The 17,931-nt window shown below is 57.3% G+C and carries 17 protein-coding genes; 7 read left to right on the top strand and 10 right to left on the bottom strand.

Annotated features, from left to right (window positions below):
• Positions 1-96 precede the first annotated feature (96 nt).
• Together C7H08_RS02525 and C7H08_RS02520 are read left to right on the top strand one after the other, a co-directional pair.
• A complete protein-coding gene (locus tag C7H08_RS02525) occupies positions 97-2,391 on the top strand; it encodes a molybdopterin oxidoreductase family protein (RefSeq protein WP_106670168.1) in 2,295 nt (764 codons plus the stop codon).
• A gap of 25 nt (positions 2,392-2,416) precedes the next feature.
• Complete coding sequence (locus C7H08_RS02520; RefSeq protein ID WP_106670167.1) at positions 2,417-2,875, top strand: DUF2489 domain-containing protein; 459 nt, start codon at positions 2,417-2,419, stop codon at positions 2,873-2,875.
• A gap of 17 nt (positions 2,876-2,892) precedes the next feature.
• Here C7H08_RS02520 and C7H08_RS02515 read toward each other — a convergent pair whose 3' ends face one another.
• The 3 genes from C7H08_RS02515 to C7H08_RS02505 form a co-directional block, all read right to left on the bottom strand.
• Positions 2,893-4,260, bottom strand: coding sequence for an aminoacyl-tRNA deacylase and HDOD domain-containing protein (locus tag C7H08_RS02515; protein WP_106670166.1), 1,368 nt, complete (start codon positions 4,258-4,260; stop codon positions 2,893-2,895).
• 118 nt (positions 4,261-4,378) lie between these two features.
• Positions 4,379-6,454 carry an ATP-dependent DNA helicase RecG gene (recG, locus tag C7H08_RS02510; RefSeq protein WP_106670165.1) on the bottom strand — a complete coding sequence of 692 codons (2,076 nt, stop codon included), beginning with the start codon at positions 6,452-6,454 and terminating at the stop codon, positions 4,379-4,381.
• Positions 6,455-6,462: 8 nt separating this feature from the next.
• Complete coding sequence (locus C7H08_RS02505; RefSeq protein WP_106670164.1) at positions 6,463-7,422, bottom strand: hydrogen peroxide-inducible genes activator; 960 nt, start codon at positions 7,420-7,422, stop codon at positions 6,463-6,465.
• Positions 7,423-7,498: 76 nt separating this feature from the next.
• Here C7H08_RS02505 and C7H08_RS02500 point away from each other — a divergent pair, with 76 nt between their 5' ends.
• The gene (locus C7H08_RS02500; RefSeq protein WP_106670163.1) at positions 7,499-8,368 is read left to right on the top strand and encodes an NAD-dependent epimerase/dehydratase family protein; all 870 of its coding nucleotides are present in this window, start codon (positions 7,499-7,501) and stop codon (positions 8,366-8,368) included.
• On the opposite strand, the gene C7H08_RS02495 is transcribed toward C7H08_RS02500, so the two are convergent.
• From C7H08_RS02495 to gmk, 4 genes are all read right to left on the bottom strand, one after another.
• Complete coding sequence (locus C7H08_RS02495) at positions 8,361-8,747, bottom strand: RidA family protein (protein ID WP_106670162.1); 387 nt, start codon at positions 8,745-8,747, stop codon at positions 8,361-8,363. The two genes, C7H08_RS02500 and C7H08_RS02495, sit on opposite strands and share 8 nt — an antisense overlap.
• A gap of 77 nt (positions 8,748-8,824) precedes the next feature.
• Positions 8,825-10,969: a RelA/SpoT family protein gene (locus tag C7H08_RS02490; RefSeq protein WP_106670258.1), complete on the bottom strand. Its 2,145-nt coding sequence runs from the start codon at positions 10,967-10,969 to the stop codon at positions 8,825-8,827.
• 174 nt (positions 10,970-11,143) lie between these two features.
• A complete protein-coding gene (rpoZ, locus tag C7H08_RS02485; RefSeq protein WP_106670161.1) occupies positions 11,144-11,356 on the bottom strand; it encodes a DNA-directed RNA polymerase subunit omega in 213 nt (70 codons plus the stop codon).
• Between the two features lie 87 nt (positions 11,357-11,443).
• On the bottom strand, positions 11,444-12,076 hold the full coding sequence (gene gmk, locus C7H08_RS02480; protein ID WP_106670160.1) for a guanylate kinase: 633 nt from the start codon (positions 12,074-12,076) through the stop codon (positions 11,444-11,446).
• 148 nt (positions 12,077-12,224) lie between these two features.
• Between gmk and C7H08_RS02475 the strand changes: the two genes are divergently transcribed.
• The gene (locus C7H08_RS02475; protein ID WP_106670159.1) at positions 12,225-13,103 is read left to right on the top strand and encodes a universal stress protein; all 879 of its coding nucleotides are present in this window, start codon (positions 12,225-12,227) and stop codon (positions 13,101-13,103) included.
• Between the two features lie 76 nt (positions 13,104-13,179).
• Here C7H08_RS02475 and C7H08_RS02470 read toward each other — a convergent pair whose 3' ends face one another.
• On the bottom strand, positions 13,180-14,046 hold the full coding sequence (locus C7H08_RS02470; RefSeq protein WP_106670158.1) for a YicC/YloC family endoribonuclease: 867 nt from the start codon (positions 14,044-14,046) through the stop codon (positions 13,180-13,182).
• A 184-nt stretch (positions 14,047-14,230) separates the two neighbouring features.
• On the opposite strand from C7H08_RS02470, the gene rph reads away from it, so the two are divergent.
• Positions 14,231-14,947 (top strand): ribonuclease PH, encoded by a 717-nt coding sequence (rph, locus tag C7H08_RS02465; protein WP_106670157.1) that lies wholly within the window; start codon positions 14,231-14,233, stop codon positions 14,945-14,947.
• Between the two features lie 158 nt (positions 14,948-15,105).
• On the opposite strand, the gene C7H08_RS02460 is transcribed toward rph, so the two are convergent.
• Entirely contained in the window at positions 15,106-15,912 is an 807-nt protein-coding gene (locus tag C7H08_RS02460) for an exodeoxyribonuclease III (RefSeq protein ID WP_106670156.1), read from the bottom strand.
• Between the two features lie 81 nt (positions 15,913-15,993).
• Here C7H08_RS02460 and pyrE point away from each other — a divergent pair, with 81 nt between their 5' ends.
• The gene (gene pyrE, locus C7H08_RS02455; RefSeq protein ID WP_106670155.1) at positions 15,994-16,632 is read left to right on the top strand and encodes an orotate phosphoribosyltransferase; all 639 of its coding nucleotides are present in this window, start codon (positions 15,994-15,996) and stop codon (positions 16,630-16,632) included.
• 3 nt (positions 16,633-16,635) lie between these two features.
• Complete coding sequence (locus C7H08_RS02450; protein WP_106670154.1) at positions 16,636-17,277, top strand: DUF4124 domain-containing protein; 642 nt, start codon at positions 16,636-16,638, stop codon at positions 17,275-17,277.
• A 70-nt stretch (positions 17,278-17,347) separates the two neighbouring features.
• Here C7H08_RS02450 and C7H08_RS02445 read toward each other — a convergent pair whose 3' ends face one another.
• The gene (locus tag C7H08_RS02445; RefSeq protein WP_106670153.1) at positions 17,348-17,767 is read right to left on the bottom strand and encodes a hypothetical protein; all 420 of its coding nucleotides are present in this window, start codon (positions 17,765-17,767) and stop codon (positions 17,348-17,350) included.
• Between the last annotated feature and the right edge of the window lie 164 nt (positions 17,768-17,931).

Genomic DNA, 17,931 nt, shown 5'->3' with positions numbered 1-17,931 from the left:
TTGCCCAGCCATTATCCTTTCTTTCACCTGGCGGCCATTTCCTGATAATCTGGTTGCAACTTGAAACCTAAAAACAACAAACCCGGGAGAGCCTTCATGCAAAACGGCATTCACTACCGCACCTGTCACCTCTGCGAAGCCATGTGTGGCGTCGCCATCGAAGTGCAGAAGGGCAAGATCGCCTCCATCAAGGGTGACGAGCAGGACCCCTTAAGCCAGGGCCATATCTGCCCGAAGGCCGTGGCTCTGCAAGATTTGCATGAGGATCCGGAGCGGTTGCGCAAGCCGGTGCGAAAAACCGCCGACGGCTGGCAAGAGATGTCCTGGGATGAGGCTTTTGACCTGGTCGCCAGCCGCTTGCACCAAGTGCGCAGCGAGCATGGTAAAAACAGCGTTGGTGTCTATCTGGGCAACCCCAACGTGCACAATCACGGTGCCCTGATGACCACCCTGCCGTTCCTGCGGGCCATCGGCACCCAGAACCGGTTCTCGGCCACCTCCAATGACCAGTTGCCGCACATGCTGGCAAGCCTGGAAATGTTCGGACATCAAATTCTGTTCCCGATTCCGGATATCGACAACACCGACCTGTTCATCTGCATTGGCGCCAACCCGATGGCCTCTAACGGCAGCCTGATGACGGTGCCGGATATTCGTGGGCGTCTGAAAGCGCTCAAGCAACGGAGCGGCAAGCTGGTGGTGATTGACCCTCGCCGAACCGAGACGGCAAAGCTGGCGGATGAGTTTCACTTTGTTCGACCGGGCACCGATGCTCTGGTGTTAATGGCGATGGTGTACACCCTGTTTGACGAAAAACTGGTTAACCCCGGGGCCGCCGAGCGGCTGATCAGGGATGTTGACCTGCTGCACCTGGCCTGTCTCAGCTTTGCGCCCGACGCCGTGGCAGAGCACACCGGTCTATCCGCCGAGGCTATCCGCCAACTGGCCAGAGACCTGGCCGGCACCCGAAAAGCGGCGTTGTACACCCGCATGGGCACCAGCACCCAGGCCTTCGGTGGCACCACCACCTGGCTGGCGTATTGCCTGAACATTCTTACCGGCAAGCTGGATATTCCGGGTGGGGTGCTGTTCACTCAGCCGGCAGTCGATCTGGTCGCGCTTGGGGCCATGTCGGGCCAGAGCGGGCATTTCGGCAAGCGCCACAGCCGGGTGAGGAAGCTGCCGGAGTTTGCCGGCGAATACCCCGCCAGCACCATGGCGGACGAAATCCTGACCACCGGCGAAGGCCAGGTACGCGCCTTTGTGACGGTTGCCGGCAACCCGGTGCTGTCGAGCCCCAACGGCCAACGCCTGGACCAGGCACTGGAGGGCCTGGACTTCATGGTGTCAGTGGATTACTACCTCAATGAAACCACCCGCCATGCAGATGTCATCCTGCCACCAACCGCCGCCCTGGAGCGCAGCCATTACGACCTGATTTTCAGCCTGTTTGCCGTTCGCAACGTCGCCAAATATAGTGAGGCGCTGTTTGAGCCGGGCTCCGAAACCCGTCACGACTGGCAGATTTTGCTGGAACTGGCCCACCGACTGGAGCAGGCGCGCAAAGGTGGCCGCCTGCCCTGGCGTGCCGAGCTGGGCTGGCAAGCTTTCAAACGACTCGGGCCAGACCCAATTCTGGATGTCATGCTGCGAACCGGCCCTTATGGCGCCAACCTGGGCAAAGCCAGTAAGCTGGTTCAGCCGGCACTTGACCTGATCATGGGCATTCTGCCCAAGCGTCACCCACTGCAAAGTCTGGTGAAACTCAGCCCGCTGAACCGGCGCTGGCAGAATCTACCCAAAGGCTTGTCGCTGTCCACTCTCAAGGATTACCCAAGTGGGGTGGACCTGGGCCCGCTGCAACCGAGCCTACCTGACCGTCTGTTTACCCGGGATGGCAAAGTCCAGCTCGCGCCACGCCGCTATCTGGCCGACGTGGAGCGACTGAAGGCGCTGCTGGAGCAACCACCGAGTAACGGCCTACGTCTGATTGGTCGCCGCCACGTTCGCAGCAACAACTCGTGGATGCACAACAGCAAGCGCTTGGTTAAAGGCAAGAACCGCTGCACATTGATGATTCATCCGGAAGACGCCGCCAAACAAAATCTTTCGGATGGCAAGCAAGCACAGATCTTTTCCGGTGGCCGCTCGGTGGTATTACCCGTCGAAATTACTGAGGATATCATGCCGGGTGTGGTCTCCATTCCCCACGGTTGGGGCCACGACCGCCCGGGCACCGGTCAATCTGTTGCCAGTGCCCATGCCGGAGCCAGCATCAATGATGTGCTGGACGACGCCGAGGTTGACCCGGTTTCTGGCACGTCAGTGTTAAATGGTCAGGTAGTGGAGGTCAAAGTCTGGCAAACTGAGGCTCAACGCGAACCGGCGTAACTCATTCTGAAATGGGAGACCCAACATGCCCAGAGGGCTACAACTGGTCATCATAGCCATCGGCCTGGTGGCTATCGCAGTATTGCTGTACTTCATCTGGCGCCAGAGCAAGGCCATTTCTGAGCACCGCTTGCGTCAGAAGAAAACTGACGAGTTCCAGGCCAAACGCCGGGACGAGATGATCGAGAGCATCCGCATCATTGCCATGGCGGTAGAGGAAGATCAGGTGGAGTACTCGGAGGCGTGTCTGCGTCTGAAAGGACTGCTGGATTATGTTGCGCCGGAGTTGCTGGAAAAATCACCCTACCGGGTGTTCCAGGTGGTTCACGACAAGATTCAGCACATGCCCACTCATCGCGCACGGCAAGGCACCGACACCAAGTTTGTGCAAAAAATGGATAAAGAACGTTTTGCGGTGGAACAGGCGCATTCCGATGAAGTGCGCCGGGCGGCAACGGCTATCCGGCATCATCGGTTCGATTAACCAGACCGGCTTGATTGTTAATGCTGACCCATCATGCCAGCCATTGCCATGATGCTGTCTTTGCTGTTGACCAACTCGTCAAATTGCTCTTCGACCGCCTCTCGATTCAGGCCCAGCTCGTCATAGAAAGCCTGACCCACAGGTTCGCCAGCGCCCAGGGCAACCCCTCGCGCCGTCAACAGCTGGCGCCCTAGCCAAAGCAGGCGTGAATAAATTTTTTCAGGTCCATCGTAGGCCGGATTCTTCTGGTAGCGAATGGCCAGAGTCACTTCATCCGGCATGCCCCAGTTTTCCATCAACTGAGCGGCAATCTGCTCACGGGTGATGCCCAGCAGATATTGCTCGATTACGCTGGAGTCGATGTGAGGGTTCACTTCCAGCGAGCGGCACACCAGCTTGAAGTGCGGCGGGAACACCTGGGCCAGGACCAGATGGCCAAAGTTGTGCAGCAACCCCGCCAGATAGGCCAGACCAAACAGGGGGCGCTTGCCTCGGGGCATCATGCTGGCAAGGATGCCTGCCGACTGGGCCTGCCAGATAGCCTGCTGCCAGTAGTCCACGTAACCGTCGGGGTGGTCCTTCGGATGCTTGAGCGCGCGGCCCAAGGCCAGACCCATTGCCAGGTTCATCACCAGGTCAAAGCCCAACACCCGAGAGACCGCATCGTGAACTGAGCGCACCTGCCCTGCAGCGGCGTAGAAAGATGAGGAAGCCCAACTGACCACCTGGGCGGCCAGGCTGGGATCACTCTCAACAACATCCACAAGATCACCCATCACCGCGTTCGGATTAACCCGAAGATGAATGATGCGCTGGGCGGTTTCAGGCAACGGCGGCAACTCCAGCGTGTCTTCCAGGCGCTGCTGTATACGCAGACTGGTAAACTTCTTGATGGCAGAATGCAGCTGATCACGATCGGCGCCGTGATTGCTCAGGTTAACTGAGATGGAGCTGGTCTCTACCGCAAAATCGAAGCGGTCCGCCTTGGTGGTCAGCTGAACAAAATCCACCACCGGCATAACGATGGCCAGCTTCTGATCGGTCAGCTCCAGAGCAACAGATTCCAGTTGATCAACACGCTGATCAACAACCGTCGGCCAACCGGTTAACGAGGGCAGCGCCGGTAATTCCTGCAGCCCGGACCGCTGGCGGACCCGCACCTGCTCGCGACGTTGCATCATTCTCAAGTCACGCCCCAGGTGCTTGTTCAACGCTTCAAGATCGAGCATGTCATCGCGCCGGCAGATGGCCTGCAGATTACCCTCGCTGTCGTTCAGCAAAACCATTCGCAACAGATGATGCGGCTGAACCTGGTCAACACTCCGCAATGACACACCGGCGGCATTGTCGCCAAGAGCTTGTTGAACCACAACGGGCAGTTCCATAACGATCTCCGAATGAATGTTCAAAATCTATTTGGCTGCATTTCGCAGGCATTATCAAGACAGCAACTCTGATTTAGTGGCCTAGAGCACGACATTCTGCCGGCACAGCATGACAGATTCACACTTCACCGTAGCGGATGTTTTCTCCGAGCCAGCGGCGGATCAGGGCGTCGACTGCTTTTGGCTGCTTCATCAGTCCGGGCGCCATTTCTTTGACGGGCTCTATCCAGCCCTTATCCCGTTCGAAGTCCGCCAGCCGGAACTGCATCAAGCCGGTTTGGCGCGTGCCCAGCACCTCTCCCGGGCCCCGGATTTCAAGATCTTTCTCAGCAATAAAAAAACCGTCCTGACTGTCTCTCAACGCCTGCAGTCTGGCTTTGCCGTTGTTGGACAGTGGCGGATGGTACATCAACACACAAAAACTGGCCTGTTCGCCCCGGCCAACCCGACCTCGCAGTTGATGTAACTGAGCCAGACCCAGGCGCTCCGGGTTTTCGACGATGATCAGCGAGGCGTTGGGTACATCCACGCCTACCTCAATCACGGTGGTGGCCACCAGCAGGTCGAGCTCTCCGGATTTGAAGCGCGCCATTACATCGACTTTGTCCTGGGCTTTCAGGCGACCATGTACCAGGCCAATTTTGAGCTCCGGCAGTCGTTTTGACAATTCCTGCGCGGTCACCTCTGCCGCCTGACACTGCAGGGCTTCAGACTCCTCAATCAAGGTGCAGACCCAGTAGGCCTGGCGGCCGGTCTGGCAAGCGCCGCGCACCCGCTCGACGATGTCATCACGACGGCTGTCCGGCAACACGATGGTTTCGATGGGCTTGCGTCCTGGGGGCAATTCGTCAATCACAGAGGTATCCAGATCGGCATAGGCGCTCATGGCCAGGGTTCTGGGGATCGGCGTGGCTGTCATGATCAGCTGATGGGGGGCCAGGCTGCCGCCAACACCCTTTTCTCTGAGGGCCAGGCGTTGATGCACACCAAAGCGGTGCTGCTCATCGACAATCACCAGGGCCAGGCGCTGGAATTGCACCTCGTCCTGAAACAATGCGTGGGTACCGATGGCCACTTGGGCACGACCCTCGGCCACAGCCGCCAGCGCTTCTTGCCGAGCCCTGCCTTTGACCTTGCCCGACAACCAGGCAAGCGTAACGCCCAGAGGCTCCAGCCAATCCTGAAAATTGCGAAAGTGTTGCTCCGCCAGAATCTCGGTCGGCGCCATCAGCGCCACTTGCGCCCCGGAGCCCAGCGCCTGCAACGCCGCCAGCGCGGCAACCACGGTTTTACCAGAGCCGACATCGCCCTGCACCAGGCGCAACATCGGCACTGGCTGACTGAGGTCCTGGCGGATGTCCTGCACCACGTGCTTTTGCGCACCGGTGAGTTTGAAAGGCAGTTGCTCAAGGAACCGTTCCGGCAGATCGCCGGTCGGCAGTAATGGCAACGCCTGGCGGGCCTGGATTTGCTGGCGAACCCGCAGCAGGCTGAGCTGATGGGCCAGTAATTCTTCCATCACCAGCCGCTGCTGGGCCGGGTGGCGGCCCTCTACCAACAAATGCACCGGTGAGCCTGCCGGCGGCAAGTGCACCAGCCTGACCGCCTCGGTGATGCCGGGCAGCTGGTAGTCCGTCAGTAAATCCGGTGGCAACCAGTCCCGGATCGGAAAACGCTCCAGGTAGCCCAGCGCCTGCTGGCACAAACCTCGCACTCTGGGTTGCTGGATACCCTCGGTCAGCGGGTACACCGGGGTCAGGGTTGCCTCACCGGCAGCCGGCATCGGCGGCGGGCTAACTTGATATTCCGGATGGTAGAATTCATAACCGGCCCGGCCAGGTCGCACCTCACCAAAGCAGCGGACGCTCGCGCCTTCCGCCAGCTGGTTTTTCTGGGCTGCATTAAAGTGGAAAAAGCGCATCACCAGAAAGCCACTGTCATCCCGCAGCGTTACCTGCAGCGAGCGACGGCGGCCCATGACCAAATCGGTTTTCATCACCTCGCCTTCAACCACCGCAATGTCGCCTATGCGCAGGCTGCCCATGGGCACCACACGGGTGCGATCTTCGTACCGATAGGGAAGGTGGAACAGCAAGTCCTGTACAGAATGGATGCTCAGTTTGGCGAGCGTCTCCGCGAGGGCGCTTCCTACGCCCTTGAGCTGGGTAACCGGAATGTCATCCAATGACGTCATAAAAGCCCTCAGGCGCGCTGAGCGACCACTGGCGTTTCGGTTGTGGCCCGTTCGATCACCCGGCATTGGCTGGCCGCCAGCGACAGCACGTCAATGGCTTTGGGTCGCGGAAAGGTGACGCGCCAAGCCAGTGCGACTGTCCGGAACGGTACCGGCGCTGCAAACGGTCGCACCACCAGAATGTCCTCCTGATACTTCATGCCCGTCGCAGCCGACAACGGCAGCACCGTGATGCCGAGACCGGAGGCCACCATGTGGCGGATGGTTTCCAGCGAGCTGCCCTCGGTGACCAGCTCCGGGGTGCCATGGTCAACCCGTTTGGTGATGGCATCGACCAGCGGCGGACAGGACTCGAGCACCTGATCCCGGAAACAGTGACCCGGACCCAGCAACAACAGCTGCTCTTTAGACAGTTGTTCGGGCGTTATTTCATCGTTATGGGCCAACGCATGATCCGCCGGCAGCAGTACCACGAACGGTTCATCGTAGAGCGGCAGGGTAACCACTTCCGGCTCTTCAAATGGCAGCGCGATAATGATGGCGTCCAGATCGGAATGTCGCAGTTTCTGGCGCAGGCTGGCGGTGTAGTTTTCTTCGATATACAGCGGCATTTCCGGCGCGGCACGGCGCAATTGCGGCAGCAGGTGCGGAAACAAATAGGGCCCGATGGTGTAAATGGCCCCCACTTTCAGTGGTGAGTTCAGCTGGTTCTTGCCATCCTGAGCCATGTCTTTGATGACGCCCACCTGATCCAGCACCCGCTGGGCCTGGTCAATGATGCGCTGACCCACTTCAGTGACACGGATGCTGCTTTTGCTTCGCTCAAATAATGGGATACCCAACTCTTCTTCCAACTTCTTGACCGCCACACTCAGAGTGGGCTGGCTGACGTGACAACGCTCTGCCGCACGGCCAAAATGCCTTTCCCGGGCAAGCGTAACGACGTATCGTAACTCGGTGAGTGTCATGGTGCGCTCCGGACAATGGGTGCGAGTCGAAGTTTCACATACTTTATCAGCGAAAGCATAAGGATTGAAATTGTCTATGGCAATGACCGATCGCAAGCAATCTGCACGAATTCTGGTGGCCGGCTGCGGCAAGCTGGGTGGCGACATCGCGAAGGCCCTGAGCCATAACAGCAAGGTGTACGGCCTGCGCCGTAATCCAGACCAGGTACCGGAGGGCATAATCGGGCTTGGTGCCGATCTGACCGATCCTGCGACCCTGGACGGCAAACTGCCGGGCCAGCTGGACATCGTGATCTATTGCCTGACACCGTCCAGTTATGACGAGCAGGGCTATCACAACGCCTATGTCGCAGGATTACAGAATCTACTCGAAGCCATCGGTGACAAGCCACTGACCAGACTGATCTTTATCAGCAGTACCAGCGTTTACGCTCAGGATGATGACAGCTGGGTCGACGAAACCAGCCCCGCCGAACCCGACCGCTTTACCGGTCAGCACATTCTGCAGGGTGAGCAGACCGCCCTCAACAGCATCCACCCGGCCACCGTTGTGCGATTCAGCGGCATTTACGGGCCTACCCGGCAGCGGTTTCTGGAAGAGGTGCTCGAAGGGCGAATGAATCCCCAACCACCAGCACCTTTCAGCAACCGGATACACGAGCAGGACGCCGTCAGAGTGGTCGCCTGGCTGAGCGAGCAGGCGCTGGCAGATAAGACGATCGAGACTCTATACGTCGCCACTGATTGTGAACCGGTTCGGCTGGATGACGTGGTGGCATGGGTTCGGCAACAACTGCCGTGTAAAGAACCCGTAGACAGCGCCAGAAAAGGCGGCAGGGCGGGGAGTAAGCGGTGCCGTAACCAGCGATTGCTTGCCGGCGGGTTTGAGTTCCGGTACCCCGACTATCGCGCAGGGTACCGGGAGATGATCAGCAACCTCAGCTGAGCACCATCACCGCTTCCATTTCCACCGGCACACCCTTTGGCAGAGCTGCCACACCGACGGCAGCTCGCGCCGGGTAAGGTTCCTGAAAGTAGGTCGCCATGATTTCGTTCACCGTGGCAAAGTTGGCCAGGTCGGTCATGTAGATATTCAGCTTGACGATATCCTTGAGCTCACCACCAGAAGCTTCACACACAGCCTTGAGGTTTTCGAACACTCGGCGCGTCTTGGCAGCGAAATCGCCAGGCACCACTTCCATAGTTGCCGGATCCAGGGGAATCTGGCCAGACAGATACACGGTGTCTCCGGCTTTGACTGCCTGAGAGTAGGTTCCGATCGCCTGAGGGGCGTTTTCGGTCTGGATAACAGATTTGTTGGTCATGGCGTGCAATTTCCTCTCGTCCAAAACGCCAATCGTCACCCTTGGCCACAGCAGCTGTCAACCATACCTGGGTCTACTCAGTGGCGAACGCGGCTGATATGGGTAACCGCACGGACATTCCGCACCCGGCGCATGACCCTGGCCAGGTGTCTGCGACCGTGTACGTGCACCACCAGGCTGACAATTCCGAATTTGGCATTCTGATCTTCAACGCCGATCCGTTCGATGTTGCCATCGGCCATCGCCACCGCATTGGCCACTTCGGCAATTACCCCGCGCTGGCGTTCAAGCTCCACACGTAGTTCAACAGAGAACTCGTCGGTGATGTCCTTGGCCCATTTCAGATGGGTCAGCCGCGCCCGGGCGTCGCCGTCTTCTGGCAGTCTTGAGCAGGTATCCGAATGAATCACCATGCCATTGCCAGAATCCATCACACCCAGCACCGGATCTCCCGGAATAGGCTTGCAGCAATTGGCAAACTTGACCAGCAAACCTTCGGTGCCACGAATGGTCACCGCGCCCTGCTTAGCGCCCTCGACGTTCTCCAGGTTCGCGGGCACGTCCAGTGATTCGTTGCCTGACACCAGCTGGCGCGCAACCAGATAAGCCATGCGATTGCCAAGACCAATATCACTGATCAGATCATCAAAACTGTTCACCTGATTGTGATTCACCACCGATTGCTTCTGGGCGTCACTGATGTCGGCAAGCCTGGCGTCAAAACCTTTCAAAGACTTCTTGAGCAAAGCGCGCCCCAGTTCCATGGACTCCGCCCGTTTGCGGGTTTTCAGTACGTGGCGAATGCTGCTTCGGGCCTTACCGGTCACCACAAAGCTAAGCCAGGCCGGGTTGGGCTTGGCGCCGGGTGCGGTGATCACCTCAACGGTCTGACCGCTTTGCAGCGGCTGGCTCAACGACGCCAGGTTGCGATTGATGCGGCAGGCAACCGAGGCGTTGCCGATGTCGGTATGAATCGCATAGGCGAAATCCACCGGGGTAGCGCCGCTGGGCAGCTCCATAATGCGACCCTTGGGGGTGAACACGTAGATTTCATCCGGGAACAGATCGACTTTTACATGCTCGATGAACTCCATGGAGTCATCCGCCCGTTCCCGCATTTCCATCAGCCCTTCCACCCAACGGTCGACTCTGGACTGATTGATGTTGGTGACGCCGGGCTCGTCATGCTTGTACATCCAATGGGCCGCAATACCGTTATTGGCAATATGCTCCATCTCCTCGGTGCGGATCTGGATCTCGATGTTCACGTGCATGCCGAACAGGGTAGTGTGCAAGGACTGGTAGCCATTGGCCTTGGGCATGGCAATGTAGTCTTTGAATCGGCCCGGGAGCGGTTTGTACAGACTGTGGACAGCGCCAAGAATGCGGTAGCACTCGTCTTCCGAGTCCGTGATGATGCGGAAGGCGTACACGTCCATAATTTCATGGAAAGATTTCTGTTTGAACTTCATCTTGTTGTAGATGGAATTCAGGTGTTTTTCACGACCAAGAATGCGCCCGGGGAGACCTCGCTCTTCCAGTTTTTCCTGGAGTTTACTGCGAATGTCGTCAATGATTTCCCGGTGACTACCTCGCAGTTGCTCCACCGCCTTGGAGATGTACTTGGCGCGCATGGGGTAAAGGGCGCAAAACCCGAGGTCTTCCAGCTCGGTGGAGATAGAGTGCATACCCAACCGGTTGGCAATCGGGGCATAAATGTCAAGAGTTTCGGTGGCGATGCGCTGGCGTTTCTCGTAGGGCATGGGGCCCAAAGTACGCATGTTGTGCAAGCGGTCCGCCAGCTTGACCAGAATTACCCGGATGTCCTTGGCCATGGCCAGCGTCATTTTCTGGAAATTCTCCGCCTGGGCCTCGGCCCGGGAGCGGAATTCAATCTGGGTGAGCTTGGACACGCCGTCCACCAGCTGCGCGACGTCATCTCCGAATTGCTCAGATAACGCATCCTTGGGGATGCCGGTATCTTCAATCACATCGTGGAGCATCGCGGCCATCAGGCTTTGATGGTCCAGCCTGAGTTCGGCCAAAATGTGGGCAACGGCTAGCGGATGGGTGATGTAACGGTCGCCGCTTTTGCGCATTTGCCCTTCGTGGGCTTGTTCGGCGTAATAGTAGGCCCTTCGCACCTGATTGATGCGATTGGTATCCAGATATGAGCTAAGCTCTTTGGCCAGCTCTTCGACCGTCGCTTCTACTGCTGACACCGCGCCCCCAACCTTTCTTCTGTACGTCAAAGACAAAAAAAGCCCGAATGCATCCATCCGGGCTTTTCCTTGTCCTTCCAGCAGGCTTATATCGATACACTATAAACTGCTGAGACAGATTTCAATGCTTCTTCATAACTGACAGGTATTTCTACGCATCCCCGTCAGTCATTTTTACTCGTCGTCATCTTCATTGAGAAGATCGCGACTGACCAGACCTGCGGCAATTTCGCGCAGGGCGATCACCGTTGGCTTATCGTTCTCTTCCGGCACCATTGGCTCTGAACCCTTGGTGGCAATCTGGCGCGCACGCTTGGTGGCCAGCATGACTAGCTGGAACCGGTTATCAACGTGTTCCAGACAATCTTCAACGGTAACTCGTGCCATTATCTTCCCCGACAAAAAGAATCACTGATTTAGCAGACCGAGTAGTCTACTTCCCCCGGCTCAATTTGTATACAGCTTGGGCGGCAATCACACGCTACCGGCCAACCCGGCCAACAAACGGCTATGCCGATTCTGCTGTACCGACATTTTCAGCCTGCGGGAGCGAACAATGGCCAGCAAATCCGCCAGCGCCACGTTAAAATCATCATTAACCACCAGATAGTCAAACTCCACGGCGTGGCGGCACTCTTCTTCAGCTTCCGACAACCGGCGCTCCACTACTTCCGGAGCGTCGGTACCGCGACCGACCAGCCGCTCGCGCAACACTTGTGCCGACGGCGGCACAATGAAAATACTGAGGCACTCAGGAATCAACCGGCGCACCTGTTCGGCACCCTGCCAGTCAATTTCCAGGATGACGTCCTGCCCCCTCGCCAGAGTCTCGCGCACCCACACCTGTGACGTACCGTAGTAGTTCCCGAAAACATCGGCATGCTCCAGGAACTCGCCACGGGCAATCATTGCCTCGAACTCGCCACGGCTGACAAAGTGGTAGTTCACGCCGCTTCGTTCGCCCTCTCGCAGTGCGCGGGTGGTATGAGACACTGACACCCCCAGCTGCGCATCCTGTCGAAGCATCTCCGACACAAGGCTGGTTTTACCAGCACCCGAGGGCGCAGAAATCACAAACAGGGTACCCTGCCCACCGGCCTGACTCATCGCTAACTGACCCCCGAGATTCTGTTTACGGCCGACATTGACGACCAGAAAGCATGAAATTATACGGGGTTTAACCTATCCGCGCATCCCGGGCAGCGCTCAGCTGGTAGTATTGATAGGAACGACCAAAAACTGATGGACTAGCAGCATGACCAAATTCCTGATCATCATGGATCCCAAGCACAAACACCAAACCGCCCTCGGTCGCGGCATCGAACTGGCCCGGGCAACCGGCGCTGACCTCGAAGTGGTGGCGTTCGTGCATGAGTATCTGGATGCACTGCCGGCCGATCCGGCAGTTCAGACCACCGCCAAACAAGCGCTGATTGAGCACCGGCAGCAGTGGCTGGAGCAGATGCTGGCATTAGCGGATTGCGGCGATCTGAAAATCAATGCCTACACGGTCTGGGAAAAACACATCCATCAATGGGTCAGTGCGCGCTGTCAACAGGACACCATCAACGCGGTGGTAAAGACCGGCAACCGGTCGGAGACCTTTCTGTATACCCCGACTGACTGGCACCTGGTTCGCGAGTGCCCGGCCCCGATCATGCTGGTTGCGGCCAACAAGTGGAACAAAGCCCATCCGATTCTGGCGGCGGTCGATCTGAGCTCAGACAAACCAGTTAAAAAAGCCCTGAATAACCGGATTATTGACCAGGCCTGGCATCTGGCTAACGTCATGAGCACGGATCTGCACCTAGTGCATGCCCTGCATACGTCGGTGGTGCTGGCCGACCTCGACATCATTGACCCGATCGCCCAGGCCCGTAAACGCGAAGAATCGCTGAAGCCGAAAATCGAACATCTTTGTCACACTTGGCAAATCAAGCCTGAGCATGTCCACATCGTGTCTGGGCCGGCTCAAAAGGTGATCCCAAGCGTTGCCAACAAGATCAAGGCCGACATGGTGGTCATCGGCACCACCGGTAAAACCGGATTAGCGGCCAAGGTGATCGGCAATACCGCAGAAAAAGTGCTGACGCACCTGCGCACCGACCTGCTGGCCGTCAAACCTGCGGAGTAATCGAGCCGGTTGATCAGAAAGAACAATCGAAAGAAAAAGATAAACAGGGCCGGCAAATAGCCCGCCCTGCAGGCAATTACTCCAGGTTCTGCACCTGCTCGCGCATCTGCTCGATCAGCACCTTAAGATCTACCGCAGCGCGGGTTACGGCGGAATCAATGCTTTTGCTGCTAAGGGTATTGGCCTCCCTGTTCAATTCCTGCATTAAAAAGTCGAGGCGCCGGCCGATAGCGTCATCATTCTGCAAGGTTTCGGCTACCTCACTGATGTGAGCGTCCAACCGCTCCAACTCCTCGGCTACGTCGCTTTTCTGAGCCAACATCACCATTTCCTGGGCCACCCGATCGGCATCCAGCTCGACTTTGGCCTTCACAAAACGCTCCCGCAGGTTTTTTTCCTGCGCCGTCAGCAGCTCCGGCATACGCTCACGCACGTCAGAAACCAGCCGACTCATAGTGGCCAGGCGATCCTCAAACAGCGGGCGCAAGCGCTCCCCCTCTCGTTCCCGTACGCTCACCAATTCAGCCACAGTTTCCGCAAACAAATTCGCGGCTGCCTCCTTGGCACAACTGTAGTCTTTTTCTGGCACCGACAGCACACCCGGCCAGCGTAAGATATCCAGAGCATTGATGTGAGCAGGATTATCCAGCATACGGTTGACGTGATTGGCCGCCTCGTTCACCGCCTTGGCCATTTCCTCGCTGATCTCGAAGCTTTGCACCTCGTTTTCCGCAGACTGCAGGCGCATGGACACATCCACCTTGCCCCGTTTCAGGCTCTTATACAGTTCTTCCCGAAAGCGGTTTTCCAACTCACGGAAGGCTTCCGGCAAACGAAACGAAGGCTCCAGATAACGGTGATTGACCGTCCGGATCTCACAGGTCAGGGTTCCCCAATCACCACGGGTGTCCTTGCGGGCAAAAGCAGTCATGCTGCGGATCATATTGGCTCCAGTACTGGTAAACGTGTCTATCGAGTCTAACAGGGTACCTGCCCGAGCGGCGAACCTGATCGAAGATCAACGGCCACCTCCCCGCCCTGACCAGGCACCGTGTTATACTCGCCGACCATTCAAAGAAACCGCCCGGCACAAGCCCGGACATTTATTCTCAATAACAGGACATATTATGCGACCAAGTGGCAGAACGCCCGAGCAACCCAGAGACGTCCGCATCACCCGCAATTACACCCGTCACGCCGAGGGTTCTGTGCTGGTAGAATTCGGCGACACCAAGGTGATCTGTACCGCCTCTGTGGAAAACAAAGTACCGCCGTTCCTGCGCGGTGAAGGCAAAGGCTGGATTACCGCCGAATACGGTATGCTGCCCCGCTCCACCGGCAGCCGCATGGGTCGCGAAGCCGCCCGTGGCAAACAAGGCGGTCGCACCGTCGAAATCCAGCGCCTGATCGGCCGCTCCCTGCGCGCCGCCGTCGACATGAAAGCCCTGGGCGAACACACCATCACCATCGACTGTGATGTCATCCAGGCTGACGGTGGCACCCGCACCGCCGCCATCACCGGCGGATGCGTAGCCCTGGCCGACGCCCTGAACCATCTGGTAGCGACCAAGCGCCTGAAAAAATCCCCACTGAAGCAGATGGTGGCAGCGGTTTCCGTGGGTGTTTACAAAGGCACCCCGGTGGCCGATCTGGATTATCCGGAAGACTCCGAAGCCGAAACCGATATGAACGTGATCATGACGGATCAAGGCGGCTTCATTGAAATTCAGGGTACTGCGGAAGGTGCGCCGTTCGAGCAGTCAGAGCTGGACTCCATGCTGGTGCTGGCACGGCAGGCGATTGATAAGTTGTTTGAACTGCAAAAGGAAGCGCTGGCATCCTGATCACTTGAGATGGGCGCCCGCGTGCCCGGAGGGGGAGACCTTTCCGGGACACGCTACGAGCACATCCATGTGCGCTCCGCTCCGGCCATCCCTGGCCGGAGAGGGTCCCGGAAAGGTCTCCCCCTCCGAGCCCGCTAAATCAAACCAAGCCCTATGATTCAGAGCCCTATTTCGATTTCGTAATCCATGATCACCGGCGCGTGATCAGAAAAACGGGTGTCCTCGTCAATCCAGCCATCGCGAATGGTCTTGCGGATGCCAGGGGTCAGCAGCTGGTAATCCACCCGAATCCCTGCTTTCTTACGTGAGCCCTCAGCACTCTCCGGCCACCAGGTAAACTGATTGCTCTGCTTGTTGATCTCGCGGAAGCCGTCAATACAGCCCATTTCATCAAACAAACGATCCAGCCAGGCCCGCTCGTGGGGCAAAAAGCCGGAAAAGTCGAGTTTGTGATAGAGCGGACTGGCGTCGGTAACGTGATGCGCGGTCTGCAGGTTGGCGCAGAGAATAAACTGGCGGCGCTTACGCAGCGTCTTCTGCATGTGCAGACCGAAGGCTTCCAGAAACTCGTCTTTATGGTCCAGAACGGTCAGGTCATCGTCGCCGATCAGCTCTTCTTCGCGCCCGAGCGCGTTGGGGGCCAGCACACACGCCACCGACACCTTGTCGAAGTCGGCCTGAATAAACCGGCCCTCACGGTCGGCCTGCTCATTGGCAAAGCCATACATGATGGCCTTCGGAAAATGCCGGGTGTAGATGCCCACACCACCGTGCTCGTTCAACTCACCATCGATAAAGTAAGCCTCATAGCCCTCGGGAATCAGGTTTTTATCCTCAATCTCGTAGGCGCGCATGCGGTGATCCTGAACACAGACGACGTCAGCGTCCTGTTCGGCCAGCCAGTCGAAAAAGCCTTTTTCAACGGCCTGCTCAAGACCGTTGACGCTGATTGATACTACCCGCATACGTGTTCCCTGATTCGGTTTGTGTGTATGATACCGGTTTTACACGTTAATTAAAGATCAAACCCCGCCAGAAGCCTTGCCATGCACGACTATCAGCAAAAATTTATTGAGTTCGCCATTGACCGGAATGTTCTTCGCTTTGGAGAATTTACACTCAAATCCGGGCGCACCAGTCCCTATTTCTTCAATGCCGGACTGTTCAACACCGGAAACGACCTGCTACAACTGAGCAAGGCCTATGCCGCCGCAATAGAACGCAGCAGCCTGAATTATGACATTATTTTCGGCCCCGCCTATAAGGGCATTCCGTTGGCCACCGTGACCGCCATGGCTCTGGCAACGGAAGGTAACAGCAAACCGTTTGCCTTCAACCGCAAAGAAAAGAAAGATCATGGTGAAGGTGGCAATATTGTGGGTGCCCCGCTACAAGGTAAGGTACTGATTGTTGATGATGTCATTACCGCCGGGACCGCTATTCGGGAATCAATCGACATCATCCGCAGCGCCGGCGCCGAACCTGCCGGGGTATTGATCGCTCTTGACCGTCAGGAAAAGGGCAATGGCGAACTCTCTGCCATTCAGGAAGTCGAGCAGGAATTCGACATTCCCGTTGTCAGCATTATTCGCCTTGAACAAGTGCTGGACTATCTCAAGTCCAATCCGGAGTTTGCCGGCCATGCAGAAACCGTGGCCCGCTACCGGGACCGATACGGAGTCTGACCCATGCCACACCGTGTGACCAAATCGACGGTTATTGCCAGCCTGGCGGCTGCCGGACTGCTATTCGCCGCCAGTGCCCAAGCCACTATGTATCGTTACACGGACGAAAACGGTCAGCTGGTGATCAGCAACACCATTCCCCAGGAAGCAACCCAGCGCGGATACGACATCCTCAGCGGTAACGGCCGGGTCGTAGAAACCATCCCGCCCGCCCCGACTGAGGAAGAAATTGCCGCACGGGAAACTGAGAAGGAACACCAGCGGCAATTGGAGCTACAGCGTGCTCAGGACCGCGAACTGCTGAAACGTTATAGCCATCCGGACCAGGCTGTGCGCGCCATGCATCGGAAAATTCGCGAACTTGAAGGCGTCATTCAGCTGAAGCGCGGCAACATTTCCGTGCTTTCCAGCCAACTGGATAACGAACAGAGCCGGGCGGCGGATCTGGAACGGGCTGGCCGGGACATTCCGGAAACCACCCTGGAAAGAATCCGCCGACTGGAATCGCAGGTCCGCGATGTTGAGCGGGAAATTGCGGCCCAGCGGCAAGATATCGGGGCGATGAAAAAAGAGTTTGAAGTCGACATCGAGCGCCTTGAGGCGATCACTGGCGACAATCGAACACTGCCGCTGTCTCCCGAGTAAGTCACTGATCACCACTAACAAGAAGGGCGCTCCACTGAGCGCCCTTCTTGTTTATCAACCAACCTGATGATCAGGCAGAAGCTGTCTCACTCTTCGCAACAGAAGCTTTGCTGGCAGTGGTCTTGCGAACTGCCTGCTTCTTTCCGGTGACGGATTTCTTGGCGTCCTGGGCTGCGCCGGATACATCTTCGGCTGCTTCAGAAACCGTATCCGCACCTTCAGCGGCTTCTTTTTCCAGCTTGGCAACCAGCTCTGCAGCGAAGTTACCGAAACGGCTGTTCAGACTGCGCAGCTGACCGAACAGGTTCTCGGAGTAGCCAGTGTAACGCTTACGCAGGCCTTTCACGCTGTATTCACGAACTTCTGTTTCCAGCTTTTCTGCATAGTCGAACGGCTTGGCCGCCAGCTTCTTCTGCTGCTCTTCAGCGGCATTGATGCCTTTCTCGACGATGTCTTGCAGCTGTTCCTGATAGGATTTAAGTTTACCCATAATATGTCTCCTTGATCTTTCGGATCGTTTCAGCGCTGGCGAGCATTCGGGCGCCTTTAGTAACTTTCATCTATCAAGGTACGGAGAAAAATTAGAATGTTCATACTAAAACTTTGTTGTGGTTTTCACGGACAGTTCACTTGATCGCACATCAAGGGCTGGCA

Source organism: Marinobacter halophilus, assembly GCF_003007685.1.
GTDB lineage: Bacteria > Pseudomonadota > Gammaproteobacteria > Pseudomonadales > Oleiphilaceae > Marinobacter > Marinobacter halophilus.
This window is presented reverse-complemented; position numbering and strand designations above follow the sequence as displayed.

Bases quoted from the DNA above. Each gene is read 5' to 3' on its own strand.
- C7H08_RS02525 (WP_106670168.1), top strand. From the start codon at position 97: ATGCAAAACGGCATTCACTACCGCACCTGTCACCTCTGCGAAGCCATG.
- C7H08_RS02520 (WP_106670167.1), top strand. From the start codon at position 2,417: ATGCCCAGAGGGCTACAACTGGTCATCATAGCCATCGGCCTGGTGGCT.
- C7H08_RS02515 (WP_106670166.1), bottom strand. From the start codon at position 4,260: ATGGAACTGCCCGTTGTGGTTCAACAAGCTCTTGGCGACAATGCCGCC.
- recG (WP_106670165.1), bottom strand. From the start codon at position 6,454: ATGACGTCATTGGATGACATTCCGGTTACCCAGCTCAAGGGCGTAGGA.
- C7H08_RS02505 (WP_106670164.1), bottom strand. From the start codon at position 7,422: ATGACACTCACCGAGTTACGATACGTCGTTACGCTTGCCCGGGAAAGG.
- C7H08_RS02500 (WP_106670163.1), top strand. From the start codon at position 7,499: ATGGCAATGACCGATCGCAAGCAATCTGCACGAATTCTGGTGGCCGGC.
- C7H08_RS02495 (WP_106670162.1), bottom strand. From the start codon at position 8,747: ATGACCAACAAATCTGTTATCCAGACCGAAAACGCCCCTCAGGCGATC.
- rpoZ (WP_106670161.1), bottom strand. From the start codon at position 11,356: ATGGCACGAGTTACCGTTGAAGATTGTCTGGAACACGTTGATAACCGG.
- gmk (WP_106670160.1), bottom strand. From the start codon at position 12,076: ATGAGTCAGGCCGGTGGGCAGGGTACCCTGTTTGTGATTTCTGCGCCC.
- C7H08_RS02475 (WP_106670159.1), top strand. From the start codon at position 12,225: ATGACCAAATTCCTGATCATCATGGATCCCAAGCACAAACACCAAACC.
- C7H08_RS02470 (WP_106670158.1), bottom strand. From the start codon at position 14,046: ATGATCCGCAGCATGACTGCTTTTGCCCGCAAGGACACCCGTGGTGAT.
- rph (WP_106670157.1), top strand. From the start codon at position 14,231: ATGCGACCAAGTGGCAGAACGCCCGAGCAACCCAGAGACGTCCGCATC.
- C7H08_RS02460 (WP_106670156.1), bottom strand. From the start codon at position 15,912: ATGCGGGTAGTATCAATCAGCGTCAACGGTCTTGAGCAGGCCGTTGAA.
- pyrE (WP_106670155.1), top strand. From the start codon at position 15,994: ATGCACGACTATCAGCAAAAATTTATTGAGTTCGCCATTGACCGGAAT.
- C7H08_RS02450 (WP_106670154.1), top strand. From the start codon at position 16,636: ATGCCACACCGTGTGACCAAATCGACGGTTATTGCCAGCCTGGCGGCT.
- C7H08_RS02445 (WP_106670153.1), bottom strand. From the start codon at position 17,767: ATGGGTAAACTTAAATCCTATCAGGAACAGCTGCAAGACATCGTCGAG.